This is a genomic window from Methylobacterium gnaphalii, from assembly GCF_007992215.1.
GTDB classification, from domain to species: Bacteria; Pseudomonadota; Alphaproteobacteria; order Rhizobiales; family Beijerinckiaceae; genus Methylobacterium; species Methylobacterium gnaphalii.
The window spans coordinates 1-20148 of record NZ_BJZV01000021.1 but is presented as its reverse complement, the minus strand read 5'-3'; the positions used below and the strand labels follow the sequence as shown (position 1 = coordinate 20148).

The following is a 20148-nucleotide window of genomic DNA, read 5'->3' as shown; positions in this document are numbered from 1 at the left end:
GCGCGATATCGTATAATTATTAATGTGTAATATTCTTGTGCTCTGCTCAATTCGAGCGAACACCTTCGAAGATGTGCCTCGCCACGCACGGCCCATGGGCGGAGCACCGATCGCCGCCGCGGCTCATGAGGCTGCTGTACTGAGCTCTGGCCTAGTGCCACGCATTGCCTCGGCCTGGGCGAGCAACACGGCCAGAACCTCGTCCTGCTCATCTTCCCGAAGGTCGGGGAAGAGCGGCAAGGACAGCGTGCCTTCGCCCCACGCTTGCGACACGGGCACGACCGGCGCCTCTACGGTAGAACGGTAGTAGGTGAGGGAGGGCACACTTCGATAGTTCACCGTCGCGCCGATCCCGGCTTGGCCGAGCGCGTACAGCACTGCGTCACGACGATTGCCCGGCACATGGATCGGAAAGAGGTGACGCGCAGAGACGGCTCCCTGTGCGATCGTCGGCCACGTGAAGGGCGTGCCGGCGAGGGCATTCTCGTAGCGCAGGCTGAGGGCCTCGCGTTTGACGAGCCGCTCTTCGACGGTGCTGATCTGAGGTTCGAGCAGCACCGCCAGGAGGTCTGGAAGGTTGGCTTTGGTCCCCAGACGGTCGATGTCCCAATGCTTGTACGTGCCGCCCTGGAAGCGCTGAGCCGCTCCGGCCGACATGCCGTGGAGCACCGTCTGCGTCAGCAGCTTGGCGAGGTCAGGATCGTTGGTGATGACCGCGCCGCCTTCGCCGCAGGTCACGTTCTTGGTTGCGTAGAAGGAGAAGATCGCGGCGTCGCCGTCCTGTCCCGGGCGGCGCCCGAACAAGCTCCCCTCGAAGCAGTGCGCGGCATCCTCGATGATGCGCACGGAGGGTGGAAGCACCTTTCGCAGCGCCGGCACATCGACCATCTGACCATAGAGGTGGACCGGGATGACGGCGCGCGTCCGCGGCGTGAGCGCCGCAGCCACGAGCCCCCGATTGATCAGGAGTGTCGATGGGTCGACATCGACGAAGACCGGTGTCGCGCCGACAAGCCGGACCACGTTCGCCGTCGCCGCGAAGGTCATGGCCGGTACGATGACCTCGTCGTCCGGTCCGATTCCATAGGCGAGCAGCGTTGCGACCGCCCCTTGGGTCCAGCTCGACGTCATCTTCGCATGATTGACGCCGAAAAAACCGCACAGTTTTTCTTCGACGCGTGCGCAGTGAGGCCCGGTCGTGAGGAACGGGCTCGCCAGCACCTCGGCGATGCGCGCGGCAGCCTCAGCCGTGAGAGAGTGTCTGTAGAAGGGAACGGCCATATTTGACCTCCTGACAATGGACCCGCCTGCGGAACGGCGGGCGGCGAAGGGCGTGCCGGCATCCGACAGCGACCGCGCCGATCAAGGAATTTGTTCTTGCGAAGTCGGGGATCGAGAGCCGATATCTGTCCTGCCCTCGATCCGGCTTTGACGACGAAGACTATGTGAAGACCGGTGTATCTGCTCCGGATCAACGGGCGACGATTGTCGTCGCCGAAGCTTTAGTTGATCAGATTATCGCGGCTTGAGCAGAGGCCTCGCGAAGCTCGGCTTCTGCGACGATCGCGCCGATCGGTGCCAAACCTGCCATCTCCTCGAGGGGCGCCTGCAGCAAATTGCGCGCCTCCTCCATCAGCCTGGCATACCATCTGACGGTGTAGCAGTTCGGCGACTCGACCAGCGTGCCGCTTGTCAGCGCCGTCGTGATCTCGACGACGCCATCTTCGATGGTCGTTCTGGGCGCGTACTTCAGGACATTGCGGATCTTCGAGAAATCGACGTGATAATCTCGCTTGTCGCACTTCGAGTCCAAGAACTCGATTGAGCAGGACCGCGACGAGAGGTTCTTGACCGCGAGAGCGACGTCGAGGATCTGCCGGTTGTCCCAGCCGACGTTGAAGACTTGACCGGCAACGATGTCGTGCGGCGCGCGCAAGGCCTTCAGAAAGGCGCTGACGACGTCGGCGACGTGAACGAACGGCCGCCACTGCGAACCGTCGCCGCCGACCTTGAGGTGACCCTGTTTCGCGGCGTCGAGCGTCATCTGGTTCACGACGAGATCGAAGCGCATGCGCGGCGATAGGCCGAAGACTGTTGCGTTCCGCATCGCCGTCGCGGTGAAATGACGATCGTTGAGGGCGAGCACTGTTGCTTCGGCTCGGGTGCAGGTCTGTGCATAGACCGTCAGCGGGCGCAGGGGTGCTTCTTCCGTGAGAAACATCTCCTGCCCTGCGCCGTAGACGGCACACGAACTCGCGAAAAGATACCTTCGGACGCCCGCCTGCTTGGCCGAGGTTACGACGCGAATGCGCCCGGTCTCGTTGATCGACTTCGTCAACTCAGGATCGAGATCGCCCGACGGATCATTGGACAAGGCGGCCATGTCGATGACCGCGTCGCAACCCTCGAAATCAGCCGGAGTAACCGACCTGATGTCGCGTCTCACGATCTCGAGACGAGGATGGCCTGAATACTGCGCCAGAGGTTCTTTCCCGAAGAAGAACATGTCGATGGCTTTGACTCGATAGCCGCTTTCGAGCAGCCCCCTGACCATGACCGAGCCAATATACCCGCCCGAGCCCGTCACAGCTATTCTCTCGCGCATGGTGCAAATCCATTATTGAAACATCCTGGTAAGTCTGAGATTTGCAGATCAACGATGTGCAATATCAAGACTTACGTGAATTTATTAATCCTATTATAAGTTATAACTCAAACAATCGATGGTATTACATAAAAATAAAAAGTGTTCATCACCGTGGGTGGCGGACTCAAATTACTGAGCACGAAGGTCGTAACCCAGAAGAGCATAGTACGGATGGCATAAGAGTTTGCCATGTAGAGACATGACGGTAATGTCATTGTCGCCACGAGCATTGTTGTTTTGTTTCCGCGGGTCCGAAGGTTGATAGGCACGCCGTCGCTCGCACTGGGCGGGACGCCCTGCACTGCGGCACGTAAACGGTGGAGGCGAGTTACCGCGCCCTCGCAAAGGTTCAAGTGAATGCTGCCTGCAGACTGACGCTGTGGTTTCGCAGCTACCAGAAGTCAACAATCTCGGTCGCGGGTTGATATATATAAAGTATAGCTACCTTAAGAAGCAAAATATTCTGTTATCATGGCCATCGTTTACCATCGCGCGAGGCCCTCGGCATGATCCGGAAAGTGCTGATCGTTCACAACGAGTATCAGAAGCACGGCGGAGAGGATTCTGTCGTCGTTCAGGAAGAAAACGCGCTTAAGCGGGCCGGCTACGAAGTCCAACTTTTCACCGTGAGCAATAAGGCAATCTCTTCCTTCGCCGACAAGGTCCAGGCAGCGTTCTCGGCGTTCAACTCACCGAGGATCATCAAGTCGATCGTAGACGTCGCTCGCGAATTTCGTCCGGACGTAGCCCACGTTCACAATTTCTTTCCGATGATCTCGCCGATGATCCACGCAGCCCTGCAGGAAAACGGTATCCCGACCGTTCAGACCCTGCACAATTACCGGGTGATCTGCGCCGGCGCGACACTGAATCGGAACGGCGCGCCTTGCGAGATCTGCATCACCAAATCGCCTTACAATGCCGTCCTCCATCGGTGCTACCGTGGCTCCTTGCTCGGATCACTGGCCGTCGCCTACTCGGTCCAGCAGCATAAGAGTCGTGGCACTTGGTCGAACGATGTCGACCGATTCATCGTGCTGACTGAGTTCGAACGCTCCCGGTTCATCGCGGCAGGCTTGCCGGCCGAGCGCATCAAGACGAAGCCGAATGGTTTGGCCGACCCAGATCCCGGCGTCGGCGCCGTGCAGCGCCACGGCCTGCTGTTCGTCGGCCGCCTGACCCATGAGAAGGGCGTCGACGTTTTGGTCAGGGCGGCACAGATGGCCGGCTGTCCGATCAAGGTCTTGGGCGAAGGCCCGCTACAGCCGCTCGTCGAGGGGTGCGCCGAAATCGAGTATCTCGGTCAGTGCGAGCCGAGCGTCGTACGCACGGCCATGGCTGAAGCGGCTGCGATGATCGTCCCATCGGTCTGGTACGAGGGGTTGCCGATGGTGATCGTCGAGGCCTTCGCCTCGGGCACGCCGGTGATCGCTTCGCGCATTGGCTCCCTCATCGAAATCATCGAAGACGGCGTGACCGGAATTCATACCGAGCCGGGAGATGCCGCGGATCTGGCGAGGGCCATGACGCGACTGGCCTCTGACCCGGCTGCGGCCCGCCGCATGGGTAAGGCCGCGCGCCTGAAATACGAGCAGAACTGGAGCGAGGCCCTAACCACGAGCCATCTCCTGTCGATCTATGAGGAGGCCGTCGCGTCCTACGCGCGGAAGCAGATCGTCGTCGAAGGCTCGCAGCCCTCGGAGCTGGCTCTCACCTAGAACGCTACGGCGTTCTCCCGTCGGATCGATCTCGCCATCGCAGTCGTCGTTTTCTTCGCACGCCGCGAGGCGAGCACAGGCCATGGAGCGCGGGCCGTGACCCAGTCCACCGTTCAAGCCTTCGGTTTCGCCCAGCCGGCATCGCGGACGTTCAACGACACCTACATGCGGGTGCTGTGTGTTGCGCTCGGTGGATACGCGGTTGTCGGGAAGACCTTCGCGTATATCGGCGTGCCGCCGCTCTACCTCGGCGAGCTCCTGCTCATCACCGGCTTCCTCACCTTCGTTCGAACGGGGTGCTGGCTGGCATCGATTGCGACCCCGGCGGCACGGATTCTTCTCGTCTTGATGGCATGGGTCGTGCTGCGCACAGTCCCTTATGTCGGGACCTACGGCGCCGACGCGCTGCGAGACAGCGTCATCGTCACCTATGGTTTCTTCTGCTTCATCGTCATCGCGCTGTTGCTCGAGGACCCGGGTCGTCTGGATCGGGCCATCGTTTCCTACTACGCGCTCATACGGGTCTACGCGTTCATCGGCGGAGGTTGCTCGGCACTCGCCCTGGCCAAGGTCACGATCCCGGGGACGAACCTCCAGATCATCGACCTCAGCCCTGGAGCGATCGCCACGCATCTCGCGGGAGCAGCCGCCTTCGCAATCCTGGGTCTAGGGCGCTTCTCGCGTATCTGGGTCGCGATGCTCCTCGTGAGCATGGTCATGGTCACCTCCAGCCGCGGGGCGATGCTGGCCTGCATCGTCGCCATCCTTGCATCCGCCATCCTCGGCGGTCGTCTTCGGCAGCTCGTGCCCGTGGTTGCATTCGCCGCCGTTGCGCTGGCGATCGCGTCCCTGCTGGATATCAACGTGCGCATCACTCCCGAAGGCCGCGCGATTGGTGCCGATCAGATCATCGAGGCCCTCAAGAGCATTCTCGGGGTAAGCGATGCCTCCAACTATGAGGCGACGAAGGAATTCCGGACGCGCTGGTGGTCGACGATCCAGGACTACACGTTCAGAGGTCCCTATTTCTGGTCCGGCAAAGGCTTCGGCGTGAACATCGCCATGGAGGACGGCTACCAGCTCTGGGCGACCACTGAGGGGCTGCGCAGCCCTCACAATGCGAGCATGACGATTCTCTCTCGCGCCGGCGTGCCCGGCTTGCTCCTGTGGGTCTCCCTGTTCGGCACCTGGTTCACGATGCTCATCCGCAGCATGCTGATGGCGCAGCGCCGGAACGAGACGCGTTGGGCGAAGATCTTCATTTGGATCGCGTCCTACGGTGCCGCGATCATCATCGAGGCGTCTTTCAACGTCACGCTCGAAGGCCCGATGGTCGGCATCTGGTTCTGGTGCCTATTCGGCTTCGGGATCGCGGCCAGTATGATGTTCCGATCGGGGCTGATCTCCGAGCACGCCCCTGACGAAATGCACCGGGCGGAGTGAACCGGCCGGGGAGGTGTCGTTACGGCGACGCCTCGTCTGGCTGTCGACGCGCATCGACTGCGTGATCAGATCTGCCGCCGGCCCCGCCAAGGGCTGTCTCTGAACCCTCTGCGATCAAGGCAGGGCAGCGATGCCCGGCTCGATCGGACTGCGCTCGGCCGAGGACACTTCTTCCGCGACCAGACGGTGCAGCAGGATCGCTGAGACGAGCATGCGGACGGCGTTCGCGATGCAGAGCGCGATGCAGGCTCCGCTCAGGCCGAAGCCGATAATGAGCGGCGCGGCCGTTACGATGGAGGCGGTCATCCCTGCAATGTTCGCGATCATCGCCTGCCGGACCGCGGAGATGCCGTGGAAGTACGAACAGATCATGTCCGCGATGTAGGATATGACGGCTCCGACGGTCAGCAGCCGGACGGGCGTGGCCAGGTCGGCATAGATCGATCCGGATCCGTAGATCACGCTCAACACCCGCTCGGGAATGGCTGCGACAACCACAAGGAACGCGATCGCCATCAGCAACCCCGAGAGCGCGAACGGCCGTGCCGCCCGAAGGGCCTCGATCTTGCCGCGCAGATGGGCGCGCGCAGTCACCTGGGGGATGACATTGCTGAGCCCGATGATGAGCGGATTCAAGATGTTCACGATGTTGATGCAGGCCAGCAGAAGGCCCGGAACGACGTCGCCCGATAGGGCCGCGAGGAACCAGAACACCGCCTGCAAGCGCAACGCCGCGGCGAGATTGCCGGCCAACGACCATCGTCCCAGGGCGAAGAAACTGTCTGCGATGTTGCGGAGATCGAGATCGGCACGGCTGCGCGAGATCAGGCCGGATTGAAAAGCCTGAAGGATCGCGGCCAGGCCCGACGTGGCCGCCATGGCGTAGAGCGCACTGGTCAGCGTGAGGCCGTCCCGTCGGTAGAGCCAGAACAGGACGAGGATCTGACCGAGATAGCTGATGATCTCGCCCGGGACCGCCGCCGCGAAGCGAAGCTCCGCGAACAGGCAACGGCGAAATGTCTCCTGGACCTGCCACGCCAAGAAGTAGGTCACGACCGGGAGAATCAGATCGATGCGGCCTAGCAGGACACCGACGAGGCAGAGGCACGCCATGGCCGGCACACAGAGAAAGAGCAGCAGGGCGAGACTCGCTCTCATCAGCTGCGCGCTGCGTTCGGCGCCGGAAACGTTCGACAGCACCGACATCGGGTAGAACACGAGCGACAAGATCGCCGTGAACAGAAGCATCTGGACACCGAGGAACAGGGCGAAGTTGCCGTATTCGCTGGGGGCGAGCGTCCTCGCGAGGGCGATCGTGAGAAGGAACCCGCCGAGGCTCGCGATGCCCTGATCCACCACCGGCCACAGGATGCGTCCGGCGCTCGTCGCAAGGTCGGGCCTGGCAAGGAAGGATCGCAGCCCCTTCACGGTCCTTGGCCGTGGCGAACTGGCATCCGCCTCTGCGGAGCATGCTCTTGTCTGCATCGGCTGGTTCCGGCTTGGCGGCAAAAGCGGTTCAAACAGATTGATCCCGACGGGTGGTCCTGGCCATTCTGGGCCGATTGATCCATCGGCACGAGGAGAACGGGCCGGTTTGTCCGGACGTCCGCGGGAGAGGCGTCCGGTTTACGCTGCTAGGACGCTTTCAGATCGATCTGCATGGGCGCCGATCCTGCCGTCTGCGCAGTCCGGGCACGTCTCTCGTACAGGGCCCTGTACTGGCTGTAGTGATAGCACTGGTCGACCACGCGATCGTGCCGATGGTCGTCCAGATCAACCTGGGTCAGGATGATCCCGCGAACACGAACCGTTTGATCCTGGAGACGCTGCAAGGCAGCCAGCACCGTGTCCCGCGGCGTCTGTTTCCAGCGCACCGCTAGAATGGTCGCATCGGCATGGTGGGCCAGCGTGATCGCTTCCTGGAACAGCAGCACCGGCGGCGCCTCGATCAGCACGAGATCGAAGGACTCGCGAGCGAGGTCCATGAAGTTCGAGAAAGCGGTGGTCGCGTAGAGATCGCGGAGGTTGCCGCCCGAGGAGCCGCGCAGCACGGTCAGATCGGAATTGCCGAGCCGATCTAGGACGAGCCGCTGATCGCCGAGCACGGCATCGCTCAAGCTCACGCGATCGTCCTGCTGATCGTCCTCATCGGAATTGCAGTCGATCACGAGGACGCGATGTCCGCGTCCGGTCAGGGACTTTGCCAGCGCCGTGCAGAGAAGCGACTTGCCCTCGCGGGGCACGGCCGAGCTGACGAGCAGGGTCTGAGGAGCGAGAGATGAGCGCGACCAGCCGAGCGATGCGCTGATGAGCCGAACCGCCTCGTCGAACATGCGCATCTCGCCGGCGGTCGAGCTGCCGTCGATCTTTGGCACCATGCCGAGGCAGCGCACGGCGGCGTCCTGAACGAGGTCGGTAGCCGACCGGAATCCCGTATTGCGTCGCTCCAGGAGAACGGCGGCGCAGAGGCCAGCGCCGCTTGCACCAAGGATCGACAGGCCAATGATGAAGGCGCGGTTGGGGCCGCTGGGTATGGTGTTGGGCTGTGCCCGCACGAGAGCTTGAGACGTCGACGACTTCATTCCGGCCAAGGCGGCGGCTTGAGCGTAGCCGTCGTTCAAGAGCTTCAGACGCTCGCGGATCGCGGAAGCACTGGCCTGCAGGCTGGTGAGCTGGGTCTCGCGGCCCATCGCTTCGATGACGCCCTTCTTGAACTTGTCGACTTGGCCAGACAGGACGGTCTCGTCCCCAAGTGCCGTGCGCAGGTCTGCCTCCAGGTTTCCGATGGCTTGCTCCACCTCCTTGCGGAGCCGCTCCTCCACCCCCTCAAGATTCGCCTTGGCGTTCAGGTAGTTCGGGTGGCGAGGCCCCATCTGGGCGACGTTCTGGAAGTCGCGCTTGGCCGTCTCGACGGCTTCGAGCATCCTCTGGACGACCGGAGCTCCGGCAAGGTCCTGCGCGGAAGGAACGCTGCCTGCGGCGAAGGCCTCACGCGCCCGCGCCAGCCGTGCTTCGGCGGCGAGGCGATTCTGGATTGCGGTGCCGAGCCGCGTCGTGGCGTCCCGCAACTCTTGTTGCGCAAGGTTCGGAGCGTTCACGGTGCCTTCGATGTAGCCCGTCTTCTGGCGGAACTGCTCTACGGCCGTGTCGGCTTGGTCGAGCGCAGCGCGCGTCGAACGGATCTGCTCCTGAAGCCAGGCGCTCGTCCGCTCGGCGGATGCGACGCCCATATCGAGGCGATTGCGCAGATAGGCGTCGACGAAGGCGTTCGCGATGCGGGCCGAGCGCTCTGGGTCGCTCGATGTGTAAGTGACGGAAATGAGATACGCGCGCGAGTCGTTCGTCACGCTCAAGTTGCGAGAGAGCTCCTTGGCGATCCTCTCCGTGACCTTTTCGGGATCCGTCCTGTCCTTGCGTAAGAGCAGCCGCGACAGCAGCGATGGACGGGGCGCAAAGTCAGGATCCTCCTCGAGCCCAAGATCCTTGACGACCCGTTGCGCGATGAAGTTGGACCGGAGGACGCGGGCCTCGCTTTCGACGATCGCGGAGCCTTCGAGCGTCGCCGTGACGGCCTGAGCGGCTTGTTGTGCTCCAGGCCGTCCAAGCTCGACTTGGATCAGCGCCTCGGCGGCATATTTGTTCGGGAGCTGCAAGCTCACCGCGGTCGAGATGACGAGAGCTGCCGCAGCGAGGATCGCAATCAAGCGCCAACGTCGCCGAGCTGCAGCGACGATACCAAGTGTCTGACCCTCAGAGGTCTGGCGGAGCAGGAAGCTGACGCTACGGCTCGGTTGCTCCACTGTTCGGTTCATTCGATCCCAACCTTCCGTAACAACTGCGTAGATCAGCTTCCATCATCATCAGTAGTCTTGGCGAAGTAATTCGGCAGCTGATCTGCCAGCGCGACGATGGGCGATGCATTCGATCCTGCTTCTGTCGTGTTGTGAACAGACGATCCGGGACTAGTTCGATAGCCTCCGTCACCAAATGGAGGACAGCTCGTCGCATCCTTTGGTCGATCCCAAGGGAAATTCCGAGTCTGAACGACATCCGCCGGACTGATCATTCATCGAAGACGCCGATTGATGTGCGCGTTTCGAGACTGAATTTTAAGTGATTTCAGATCAATCAATTTTGCTACAAAGCAACATGATTGGAAGTAACTGAAATATACCTGCAGATATATTACAACTAAGCTTTAGATCAAATTGGTAGTACCTCTGTAGGTGATGTTGAGGGTGCCTCGACTGAAGCGCAGAATAGGGCAGCCGAGGGGCTCTGATGGTGCGGAGTACGAAGCATCGCATCGTCGTCGGCGTCGGTGATGATGCAAAACGCCCGCAAACGGCGCGGTCACACATGATGCTGCGGATCGAAGCTATGCCGAGTGCCTCATGGCGCGCCGTGTCCTGCCTCGTGCCGATCCTGTTCGCCGTCGCTCCGATCTACTCGCTCGCCCAGAACGGCGAGCCGAACGCGCCGCCATGTCCTGCGACTGCCGTACGCGTGCCGGCCGGGGAGTCGATCCAAGCCGCGGCCCTGCGCGCCGGGCCTGGCGGCGCGGTGTGCATCGGCGCTGGGCTGCACCGGATGCAGCAGGTCGCGCCGCTGCCGGGACAGACTTTCGTCGGCGAGCCGGGAAGCATCCTTAACGGCGCTCAGATTCTCGGCCCCTTCGCACGCACCGGGCCGTTTTGGGCGACCTCCGTCATGCTTCCTCTTCGGCCACGCACCGGAGAATGCCGGAAAGGCTCGCTCTGCTCGCCCTTGCCTTGGCTGTTCCTGGATGGAAGGCCGCTGCGTCGCGTGCTCTCGAGAGCCGAACTCGGCCCCGGACGCTTCCTTCTGGAGCCTGCTCTCGGACGTCTGCTCATTGCGGACGACCCGACGGGGCGGCAGGTCGAGGCGAGCGTCGTCGCCACCGCGTTTCAGAGCTTGTCTCCCGATGTGCGGATCAGCGGCGTCATCGTCGAAAAATACGACTCACCCCCGCAGATCGGCGCCATTCGCGGGGATCGCGCGACCGGCTGGCACGTGGAGCGAACGGAGATCCGCTTCAATGCGGGGCTCGGCGTTGCGGTCGGCACGAACGGCATCGTGCGCGACAACATCATCCACCATAACGGCCAGCTCGGCGCAGCCGCGCACGGTCATCAGATCCGGTTCGAGAACAATCGGATCTTCGAGAACAACACCGCCGGGTTCGACCCCGGCTGGGAGGCCGGCGGCATCAAGATCACGGAGGCCCAGTTCGTCACGGTGCGCGGCAACCACGTCTACCGCAACGACGGCCCCGGGATCTGGTGCGATATCAATTGCCGCGATGCAGTCATCGAAGACAATATCGTGGAAGCCAATCAAGGGGCTGGCATCTTCTACGAGATATCCTTCAGCGCAGTCGTTCGCCGGAACAAGGTTCGCTTCAATGGAGCGAACGACGCACCGTGGTATTGGGATGCCGACATTCAGATCGCCGGCTCGCAAGGTGTCGAGGTCACGGACAACGTGATCGATGTGAGGCCCGGCGGCCACGCGATCATGCTCATCGACCAGGGCCGCGCGAAGTTGGGCGGCGGCCTGTACCGGACGACGGGCAACCGCGTTCACGGCAATCGGATCGTGTTCAGCGGAGACGGCGACGCCGGCGGTGTCACGGATACGGACCGGCTCTCGCCCAACGGCTCGGTCATCGAGGCCGGCAACAACAGCTTCGACGGCAACACCTATCTCGCACCGGCCACCGTATCACCGAGTTTCGTCTGGGGACGCGACCCTCTGACCTTCACCGCGTTCCGTCAGTTGGGCCAGGAACGAGCCGGCAGCGTGAAACTCGGAGCCGAGGTCCAGTAGCCTCAGCGGGCGACGAGGACGCTTGCCCCCGCGAGATCCGCGTTCACTCTTGCGATCATGTTAGGCAACATGACGCGCGCGCTCAGCATGCGGAGCGGGCGGGGTAGTCAGTCCGAGCCGGGCCGCGATGTCGTCGTATGCGAGCGTCACGAACTTCGACCAGGACAGTTCGCCGGCGCGGGTGAGGGCGCCTCTGCTCAGGCCCAAACGCAGATTCTCGGAATCTGCGAGTTCGAGGAGGGCGCGCTGGAGCCGCGCGACGACCTCTGCCTGCGAGCCATCCGCAGAGACGGCCCGGCCGCAGGTGTCATCGATCATGACCGCCGGTCCCCCGAGTGCCAGACAGATCACGGGGAGCCCTCGGGAGAGACCCTCCAACACGGCCATGCCTCCCGAGTCGTGCAGGCTCGGGATCAGCACAGCATGCTGCCTCTCATAGACCGCAAGCAACTCGCTGCGAGGAATCTCGCCGTGCCACGCGACAGCCGAGCCCAAATCCAACCGGTTGGCTTGATCCTGAAGCCGCTGCATCTGCGGGCCGTCTCCCACGACGGTCAGGCGAATGTCGGCGCCGGCCCGCCGCGCGCCGGCTAAGGCTTCCAGGCCGAGATGCAGACCCTTCCAGGCAAGAAGTCGTCCCGCGAAGATCACGTGGAGCGGATCACCGTCGCGGCGAGGCACGAGCCTCGCTCCGGCTTGCGGCTCAATGCCGATGCCCAGATTACAGACGACCTTCGGCCAGAGATGAGCGGGCAGGACCGCTCTGGTCTCGTCCGTGCGGACGATGATGACAGAGGCATCCGCGAAGGCGCGCTGGGAGATCGGATCGAAACGCGTCGCCCACGTGTGGAGCAATCTCATCGCTTCCGCTAGCCGGTCGAACGGGGCAAGGCCGCGTCTGAGATGAACCGGCCCGGATTCACCGCCGCCGAGCGGCCCGAGGATCAACGGCAATCCGAGCCGACCGAGACAGGTTGGATGCCGAATGGTCCCGAAGGTCACATGATGCACGAGATCGAAATCGAGCTTCGGGTAGATCTTCCTGACGTGGGACGGTAGCGCGAGTTGCCACAACAGGTTCGTGAAGAACCAGGTCATCGACTTGAAGCGACCACGCAGACCGCGGTCGCGAAACGTCGTCAGCCAGCCTGGCATGAAGATTTGGAAGGTGAGATTGGGTGGCAGCCGGCCTGAGGAGATCTCAGCCTGAATGAGCGGGCCGAATTCCGTGCTGGTGACCACCGTGACGTCGTGGCCGAGGCGCGCCGTCTCAAGAGCCCAGTTCCAGCCGATGCCCGCTTCGGAGCCCTGGCCGGGACCGCACGAGAAGGCGCTCATCAGGATTTTCATTCCGTTCCCCTCGGCCGGAAGAGGCCATCGACGTGCAAGTGGAGACAAGCCGCAGGGCACCGGAATGCCGATGCCGGGCCCGCTCCATTCCGCTCCCGAATTCAAGACGCTCTATCGCGCACCCGAGCCGCTGATGACGGCCGGGATCGTTGCGAGCAGGATGTAGAAATCGAGCCAGATCGACCAATTGCGTATGTAGAAGGTGTCCTGGCTCTTCTGGACGGCGAGGTCGCCATCACTGCGCGAGGAAACCTGCCAAAGACCTGTCAGCCCTGGCGGAACGGTCTGCCGCAGCGCCTGAAAAGGTTTGTCGAAGCCAGCGGTATGGTAGGATGGGAAGGGTCTTGGCCCGACGAGGCTCAACTCGCCGCGGACGACGTTCCAGAGCTGCGGGAGCTCGTCGAGGCTTGTACGGCGAATGAAGTGGCCGATGCTCGGTAAGATCCGCGGATCGCGCGAGAGCTTGAAGAAGCGCCGCCACTCACTCCTGGCTTGCGGGTCAGCGTCGAGATGATCCTGCAGACGCTGCTCGGCGTCGATGTACATACTCCTGAGCTTGAGAACCTGGATCGGCTTGCCGTTTCGCCCAACCCGTTGCTGTACGTAGAAGGCGGGCCCGGGATCGACGATCTTGATCGCGAGGGCGAGGGCCGCAACCAGCGGCGTCGCCAGCAAGACGGCGGGCCAAGTCAGCAACGTGTCGACGCACCGCTTGATGCGCAGATTGTGACGGCGATAGAGGTCGCGCCGCAATTCGAGCCCGAGCACGCTGCCCAGGGTCCGTGTCTGCGTCCAGAGGCTTTGGAAATCCGGTGCCTGCTGGGCCACAACGACCCGGGGAAACGGCAGCGGGCCGGGTCGTGCGAGATCGTTCAGCACGAGATCGGTGCAGGAACAGACGATCGCGACCTCGATATCGGCGTGACGAGCCGCGTCTTCCACCGATCCGAGAACTGGTAGCTTGGCCTGTAAGTGAGCTTCGAAAGTCTCATCGGAACCGAGGACGAAGCCGGCTGGGTGGAGGCCGAGTTCGGGTTGGGCCAGGAGGGCGTCGGCAAGAGCCAAGGCGCAGGCATCTGTGCCCACGATCGCCGTCCTGGCACCCCAGAGATCCCTTCGGATCAGGAAGCCTCTGGCCGCAACCTCCGCGTAGAACCCGACGACCAGGAGAAGGAACCCGATCAACGCGATGCCCGCAACCGTCATGGGCGTCGCGCCGAGCCCGGCTGCGAACACGAGGCAGCCGGCCGTCACGGCCAGCACGCAGTAAGTCCGGAGTCGCAGGCGCTCGGCAGGGCTTGGGCCGTAGCCGCCGTAGAGGCCGGCTGCAGCGAAGCTCAGGCATGCGATGATCGGCAACGCGACAACGTCAAAGCCGCCAAATAGCCCACCACCGGTCAACGCCGATCCAACCACGACCGCCACCGCTGCCGCCGCGGTGTCGGTCGCGACGAGTGCAGCGATGACTTTGGTGCGTCGGACAAATCCCGCCGTTACCGTCGTATCGAAAGATTGCCGCTCTGGTGTGATGAGGGCGTGGACGGCTGATGCGTCGACCTCCGGCCCTGCAACAGTCGTGTTCATCTCACGGCATCTCCGAATGAGAGCGAGGTCTTCCAGCGCGAGACGTCCGAGATCGACGCCTGTCGGACGGGCTGCCGCGGCGCACAGACACAACAGCGGCCATGGAACCGTGTCGGTTTGGCACCGGCGGCGCGGGCGCAGCCGCCGATGCTGATCCGAGAGAGCGCGGCACTGCTACTCCGCAGCGACGGCTGGGGCCGCCAGCGGGGCCTTGGCTGGGGCTTCGAGTTCCTTTGCGATCCAGTGGTAGGTCGGTACGAGGCCTTCCGCGAGCATGATCCGCGGTTCCCAACCGAGGACTTCCCGGAGTCGGCTGTTGTTGCTGTTGCGACCGCGCACGCCTTGGGGACGCGAAGGATCGTGACGCTTGATCAGGCGCTTACCGGCGATGGCGCTGACGAGGTCCACCAGGCCGTCGACGGAGATCAACTCGTCCGTTCCAAGATTCAGCGGCAGGTGGTAGCCGGACTGCATGATCCGGTAGATGCCCTCGACACAGTCGTCGACGTGCATGAAGGACCGCGTCTGCAGGCCGTCACCCCAGATCTCGATCTCGCCGCCGTCCTGGCTCAAGGCAACCTTGCGGCAGATCGCGGCCGGCGCCTTCTCCCTGCCGCCGTCGTAGGTCCCGAGTGGGCCGTAGACGTTGTGGAAACGGACTACCCGTGTCTCGAATCCATAATCCTCGGTGAAGTACTGGCAGAGTTTCTCCATGTAGAGCTTCTCGAGGCCGTACCCCTCCTCGGGATCCGCCGGGAAAGCATCGTCTTCCTTCAGCGGGGTCACATCGGCATCCCGTTGCAGGTATTGGGGATAGATGCAGGCTGACGACGAAAACAGAAACCGTTCGGCTCCGAATTTTCGCGCCGCATCGATCATATGAACATTGATCTTCGTGTTGTTGAGGGTGATGCCCGCATGTGACGATGTAATGTATCCGATGCCGCCCATATCAGCAGCGAGGTGGTAGATGTCCTGAATGTCCTTCACGGCTACGTCGCAGGACTCCGGCACGCGAAGATCCAAAACGTAGAATTCATCGGCGGACGAAGCCTCGTATTCGGGCTCTTTGATATCGACGCCGCGGACCCAATAACCTTTGTCTTTCAAAAATCTGACCAGATGGTGCCCGATGAAACCACCAGCTCCCGTAACAAGAGCGCGCCGATCTGCCATTGTATATCTCCCCGGGTCCGAAAAATCGGTCAGACTGTGTTTTGGGGAGCGAGAAATTACTATTGCTAACGCGTATTACGCCCTCCTCTCCGCAGAGATCGTCCGAAATTGCTCGTTGCGCCAATAACGTGGCCAACATGTATTGTGTTCGGTAGATAATGTAGGGGGGTGCCGGTTTAGGTCGGTCCTCTGCGCGGACTCAGTACAAAATGCGCAGTGCGACCGTGTCGCCTGCGCGGCCAAATTCGTATTGGTGGATGTCGTTTCGACGCAGCAGAGCTTAAGGCCTGCATATGGAGTGTCGAAGGCCCGAACGAGCTAGCCGGGCGCCGTCGCGCCTACAGCACCTCGGATGGGTAGCGTAGCGCTGTTCGATGGCGCAGCGCCATGCGGGCGCTTTCCACGTCACATCCGAACGCGATGTTGGGTGGTTCCTGGGCCGGAAAGAACCCTACGTGCGGACCGCTCTACCTCGAGTAAGCGCCAGTTGCGCCCCGGCTAGGATGAGAAAACGCGGGACGATCGTCGCATATCGACGTCCCAGGCGCCGTGGCTCCGAAGCAAGCCGGAAGGCCCATTCCAGGCCGTTTCGCTGCATCCAGCGAGGAGCTTGGCGCTTGGTGCCAGCAAGGAAGTCGAACGCTGCGCCGACACCGATCATGACGGGAGCCTCGATACGGTCGCGGTGCGCGCTCATCCAGCGCTCCTGTTTCGGAGTGCTGAGGCCCACCCAGACGATGTCGGGCTTGGCCGCATTAATCGCCTCGACGATGGCGTTGTCTTCCTCTTCGGTCACGGGACGGAAAGGGGGGCTCAACGTCCCAACAACATCGATGCCGGGGTAGGTTTCACGGAGGCTCGCTTCGAGAGTCTGGGCCAACCCGGGCCCACCACCGAAGTAGAAGTGACGATAGCCGCGCTCGGGCGACAGCCGGCTGACTTCCCTCATCAGATCGGGCCCGTAAACCCGACTGACACGGTCGAAGCCGAGGCGACGTGCCATCCAGACCAGAGGCATGCCGTCGGGAGTAACCATTCCAGCGGCATGGTGGATGCCGCGTAGATCGCTGTCGCGCCGGCATTCCATGACGCCGTGAACGCCAGTGATGCAGACGAAATGCTTCTGACGCTGACGAATCCAGCGATCGATGGTTGCGACGGCATCCTTCAGGTCAATCGCGCTGACGCCGACGCCAAGGATGTCAACTCGGGGAGGGAAAGCCGACGTGCTCACTTAGCCGACCTTCTGCAACGGGTGCACGGCCGATTGATTGCGTGCCAACAAGGCGTCGAAGTAGCTGATCGTCCGCCGCAGCCCGTCGTCCAGGCCGATCCTGGGCTTCCAGTGCAGAAGCTCGCGAGCCTGCGTGATGTCGGGGCGCCGCTGCATCGGATCGTCCTGGGGAAGCGCGCGATACTCCAGGACGGAGCGGGAATCGCAGAGCGCAATGATGCGTTGTGCGAGTTCCATGACGGTGATTTCGGTCGGGTTGCCAAGATTGATCGGCCTAGCGGTCTCACATTCCATCGCCATCAGTCGCACGAGCCCCTCAACGAGATCATCGACGTAACAGAACGATCGCGTCTGGAGGCCGTCGCCGAACAGGGTGATCGGTTGCCCGGTCAGGGCCTGAATGATGAAATTGGACACCACGCGGCCGTCCTGCGGATGCATGTTTGGACCGTAGGTGTTGAAGATCCGCGCGACGCGGATCGGCAACCGATGCTGTCGTTGGTAATCGAAGAACAGGGTTTCCGCGCAGCGTTTGCCTTCATCGTAGCAGGCCCGGGGACCAGTAATGCTGACGCGGCCGCGGTAGTCTTCTGGCTGTGGGTGTACGTCCGGATCGCCGTAGACCTCGCTGGTGGATGTCTGGAGAACACGGGCTCTCAAACGTTTCGCGAGACCGAGCATGTTAATCGCGCCCATCACGCTCGTCTTCGTCGTTTGGACGGGATCGCGCTGGTAGTGAATAGGCGACGCCGGACAAGCGAGATTGTAGATCTCGTCTACCTCGACGTAGAGGGGAAACGTCACGTCGTGACGAAGCAATTCAAAGGATGGGTTTTTGAGCAATTCCGCAACGTTATCGCGAGAGCCCGTGAAGAAGTTGTCGACGCAAAGAACCTCTTTATTCTCCTTTAGTAGCCTCGTGCACAGATGCGACCCGATGAATCCGGCGCCCCCTGTGACTAGAACGCGCTTTTTCATAATGTCTCTCCGGATTCGATGTTTCGGTTAGATGAGCTTTTGATGCGACTGGCCTTAAATATCTGTCGTGCTAGCCGAATTTGTAACAACGACTATTTTATATATTTCGTAGATTTGTTGTCAAAATAGAGACTTGCGCGCATTTATGCAGATGACAATATGTGCATTGGGAGAGTGGAAATCCCGGAATATCTACTCTCGTACTAATCCTAACAAGATTGAGATATGCATGGTAGCTCGGACGCGGCGTCCCACGGCGCAAGACAGATTTCGAACGAGCAACTTGTTGGAGAAGGCGCAATAGGATGCGACAAAGTCGCTCGCAAAAGTAATGGCGCCAATCTTGATTACATCTAATTTGCTTGACTGGTTATACTACTGCTTTTGACCGAAATTGGATTAATAGGTTAAGAATTACGTATTGCTCTAATTCCCGGCTGTTCACTCGGTTGGTATTTGTTGATGGTAGTATGAGATAGGATCGTTCCGAATAATCATATATTGATTTGTACAGTTTCTAATATAGCGTCTCGATTGTTGTAAAAATATCTATCGAGAAGTATTCCAAACAGCTCAGCCCAATTTTGCGCCGGGCTCATCTCCAAGAATGGTGGTCCTCGATGCAGAGACTGGATTTTTCCTTGGCCTTCTGCGGTTTCGGCCCCGCAAGCTCTGGGCTTCTGTTCAGCTTGGTGAAAAACGGGGAAATTGCTGACGTCGCTGATCATGGCATTATGGTCGTCGAACGCAGCCGGTTGCTCGGATGCGGCAAGCTTTCGGAATATAGGATTCCATCGAATACGCTGGCGGATGTCATCTTGGAATGCGTTTGCGACAACCTCCTGCCCGAGGGGATGGCTCGGCTGCGGCAGCAATCCCCCACTGTCGCTCAGCTCGAGGCGATGAAAGGCCTGGCTCCAGACCTCGATCTGGTGTCGGACTGTCTTTCGGATGCTGCCGAGATGCTTGTCTGTGACCTCTCGCAGCATCACCGCATCGCGGTGCAGCGCGAACATCTCGTCGAGACATTGATCGTACGTGACGACGGCACCTTCGATATCGAGGTGCGGAAGCCGTCGGGCAGTCCGACGACGGCGCGTGTCGCCTCGGTTGTTCTCAATCTCGGTGGGGTGCAGAAGGCAGAGACCATCGGCAGCCTGGGATCGTTGTTCCAGTGCGATCTTCCGGACACCATGCCGATCATGGCGTCCGACTCGATTCTGCAGCAATCCGATGCAGGGCTTGTCGCGCGATTTGCGCCGCTTATCGGTAAAAAGCGCACGATCGTCGTGGCCGGCAGCTCGCACAGCGCCTTCTCGGTCGTGGAACGTTTGGCCCGGGTTGCTGATCGTCTCGGACTCTCACGCATCATTATCGCCCATCGTACACCTCCGCGATTCTACTACCGCGACCTGATGGAAGCTGAGGCGCGTGGTGATGTCGTCGATGCCGTGGAGGACGTCTGTCCGCTGAGCGGCCGGGTGAACAGGCTCGGTGGTCTGCGCTTTCGAACGGCCGAGGTCGCACGAGCGGTGTTCGGAACGAACCGGCTCGACGCGTACCCCGTCGAGATCGAGACCAGGCATGTCATCGCCGGTTGCAGCGAGACCAGCCTCGCCGAAGATATGCCCGACGTCGGGGCGATCGTGACGTGCTTCGGCTATCGGCCGCTTCTTCCGATCATACGCGACCAGACGGGGGAGATCCTGCAGCTGGCGGAAGATCGGCACGGTCTCACGACCGACGATTTCGGACGCCCGATGAGGCAGAACGGACGCGTGATTCGCGGGCTGTTCTCGTTCGGACTGGGGTCCGGAATGCGCATCGGGAGTGAGGTCGGCGGTGAGCCGAGCTATAAGAGACGCCTAGACGGCATCTGGCTCTATCACAACCATGTCGGCAGCAAGGTCACAGCGGGATTGATCGAAGACTTGCGCCACTTCGATCTTGCGGAGCGCCAGGAGCTGGAGCTTTGCGCCTCCTGACGCTTAGCGGATGCCAGAACACCTCGTGGCGACGGCTACGGCCACCCTGCGATACGCTACATCCTGCGGAGCTAGGTTATTGCAATGATGGCGGCTGAAACTGCGTGGATCGGAAAGAGTAATCGCCGCGATTCAGGAAGCACAAATGCCGCTCTTACTCCGCCTGCCTGCCTCTACCGCCCA

General features: G+C 61.5%; 13 protein-coding genes. 4 read left to right on the top strand and 9 right to left on the bottom strand.

The annotated features are described in order from the left end of the window. Positions 1 to 123 precede the first annotated feature (123 nt). Positions 124 to 1281 carry a DegT/DnrJ/EryC1/StrS family aminotransferase gene (locus tag MGN01_RS17065; RefSeq protein ID WP_147048033.1) on the bottom strand — a complete coding sequence of 386 codons (1158 nt, stop codon included), beginning with the start codon at positions 1279 to 1281 and terminating at the stop codon, positions 124 to 126. A 229-nt stretch (positions 1282 to 1510) separates the two neighbouring features. Next, positions 1511 to 2605, bottom strand: coding sequence for an NAD-dependent epimerase/dehydratase family protein (locus MGN01_RS17060; RefSeq protein WP_147048032.1), 1095 nt, complete (start codon positions 2603 to 2605; stop codon positions 1511 to 1513). Between the two features lie 548 nt (positions 2606 to 3153). Here MGN01_RS17060 and MGN01_RS17055 point away from each other — a divergent pair. Together MGN01_RS17055 and MGN01_RS17050 are read left to right on the top strand one after the other, a co-directional pair. Beyond that, a complete protein-coding gene (locus MGN01_RS17055) occupies positions 3154 to 4365 on the top strand; it encodes a glycosyltransferase family 4 protein (protein WP_147048031.1) in 1212 nt (403 codons plus the stop codon). A 96-nt stretch (positions 4366 to 4461) separates the two neighbouring features. After that, a complete protein-coding gene (locus tag MGN01_RS17050; RefSeq protein WP_147048030.1) occupies positions 4462 to 5808 on the top strand; it encodes an O-antigen ligase family protein in 1347 nt (448 codons plus the stop codon). Positions 5809 to 5922: 114 nt separating this feature from the next. Here MGN01_RS17050 and MGN01_RS17045 read toward each other — a convergent pair whose 3' ends face one another. Next, the gene (locus MGN01_RS17045) at positions 5923 to 7236 is read right to left on the bottom strand and encodes a lipopolysaccharide biosynthesis protein (protein ID WP_238258071.1); all 1314 of its coding nucleotides are present in this window, start codon (positions 7234 to 7236) and stop codon (positions 5923 to 5925) included. A gap of 206 nt (positions 7237 to 7442) precedes the next feature. Next, on the bottom strand, positions 7443 to 9620 hold the full coding sequence (locus tag MGN01_RS17040; RefSeq protein WP_147048028.1) for a GumC family protein: 2178 nt from the start codon (positions 9618 to 9620) through the stop codon (positions 7443 to 7445). A 568-nt stretch (positions 9621 to 10188) separates the two neighbouring features. On the opposite strand from MGN01_RS17040, the gene MGN01_RS17035 reads away from it, so the two are divergent. Then, the gene (locus MGN01_RS17035; RefSeq protein ID WP_170246031.1) at positions 10189 to 11658 is read left to right on the top strand and encodes a right-handed parallel beta-helix repeat-containing protein; all 1470 of its coding nucleotides are present in this window, start codon (positions 10189 to 10191) and stop codon (positions 11656 to 11658) included. Positions 11659 to 11718: 60 nt separating this feature from the next. Here the strand turns inward: MGN01_RS17035 and MGN01_RS17030 are convergent, their stop codons facing one another. From MGN01_RS17030 to MGN01_RS17010, 5 genes are all read right to left on the bottom strand, one after another. Then, complete coding sequence (locus MGN01_RS17030; protein WP_170246029.1) at positions 11719 to 12996, bottom strand: glycosyltransferase family 4 protein; 1278 nt, start codon at positions 12994 to 12996, stop codon at positions 11719 to 11721. A gap of 123 nt (positions 12997 to 13119) precedes the next feature. Further along, complete coding sequence (locus MGN01_RS17025; RefSeq protein WP_147048025.1) at positions 13120 to 14592, bottom strand: exopolysaccharide biosynthesis polyprenyl glycosylphosphotransferase; 1473 nt, start codon at positions 14590 to 14592, stop codon at positions 13120 to 13122. A 174-nt stretch (positions 14593 to 14766) separates the two neighbouring features. Then, on the bottom strand, positions 14767 to 15768 hold the full coding sequence (locus tag MGN01_RS17020) for an NAD-dependent epimerase/dehydratase family protein (protein WP_147048024.1): 1002 nt from the start codon (positions 15766 to 15768) through the stop codon (positions 14767 to 14769). 451 nt (positions 15769 to 16219) lie between these two features. After that, complete coding sequence (locus MGN01_RS17015) at positions 16220 to 17002, bottom strand: WecB/TagA/CpsF family glycosyltransferase (RefSeq protein ID WP_147048023.1); 783 nt, start codon at positions 17000 to 17002, stop codon at positions 16220 to 16222. Then, positions 17003 to 17980 carry a UDP-glucuronic acid decarboxylase family protein gene (locus MGN01_RS17010; RefSeq protein WP_147048022.1) on the bottom strand — a complete coding sequence of 326 codons (978 nt, stop codon included), beginning with the start codon at positions 17978 to 17980 and terminating at the stop codon, positions 17003 to 17005. A gap of 620 nt (positions 17981 to 18600) precedes the next feature. On the opposite strand from MGN01_RS17010, the gene MGN01_RS17005 reads away from it, so the two are divergent. Continuing rightward, complete coding sequence (locus MGN01_RS17005; protein ID WP_147048021.1) at positions 18601 to 19965, top strand: hypothetical protein; 1365 nt, start codon at positions 18601 to 18603, stop codon at positions 19963 to 19965. Positions 19966 to 20148: the final 183 nt, after the last annotated feature.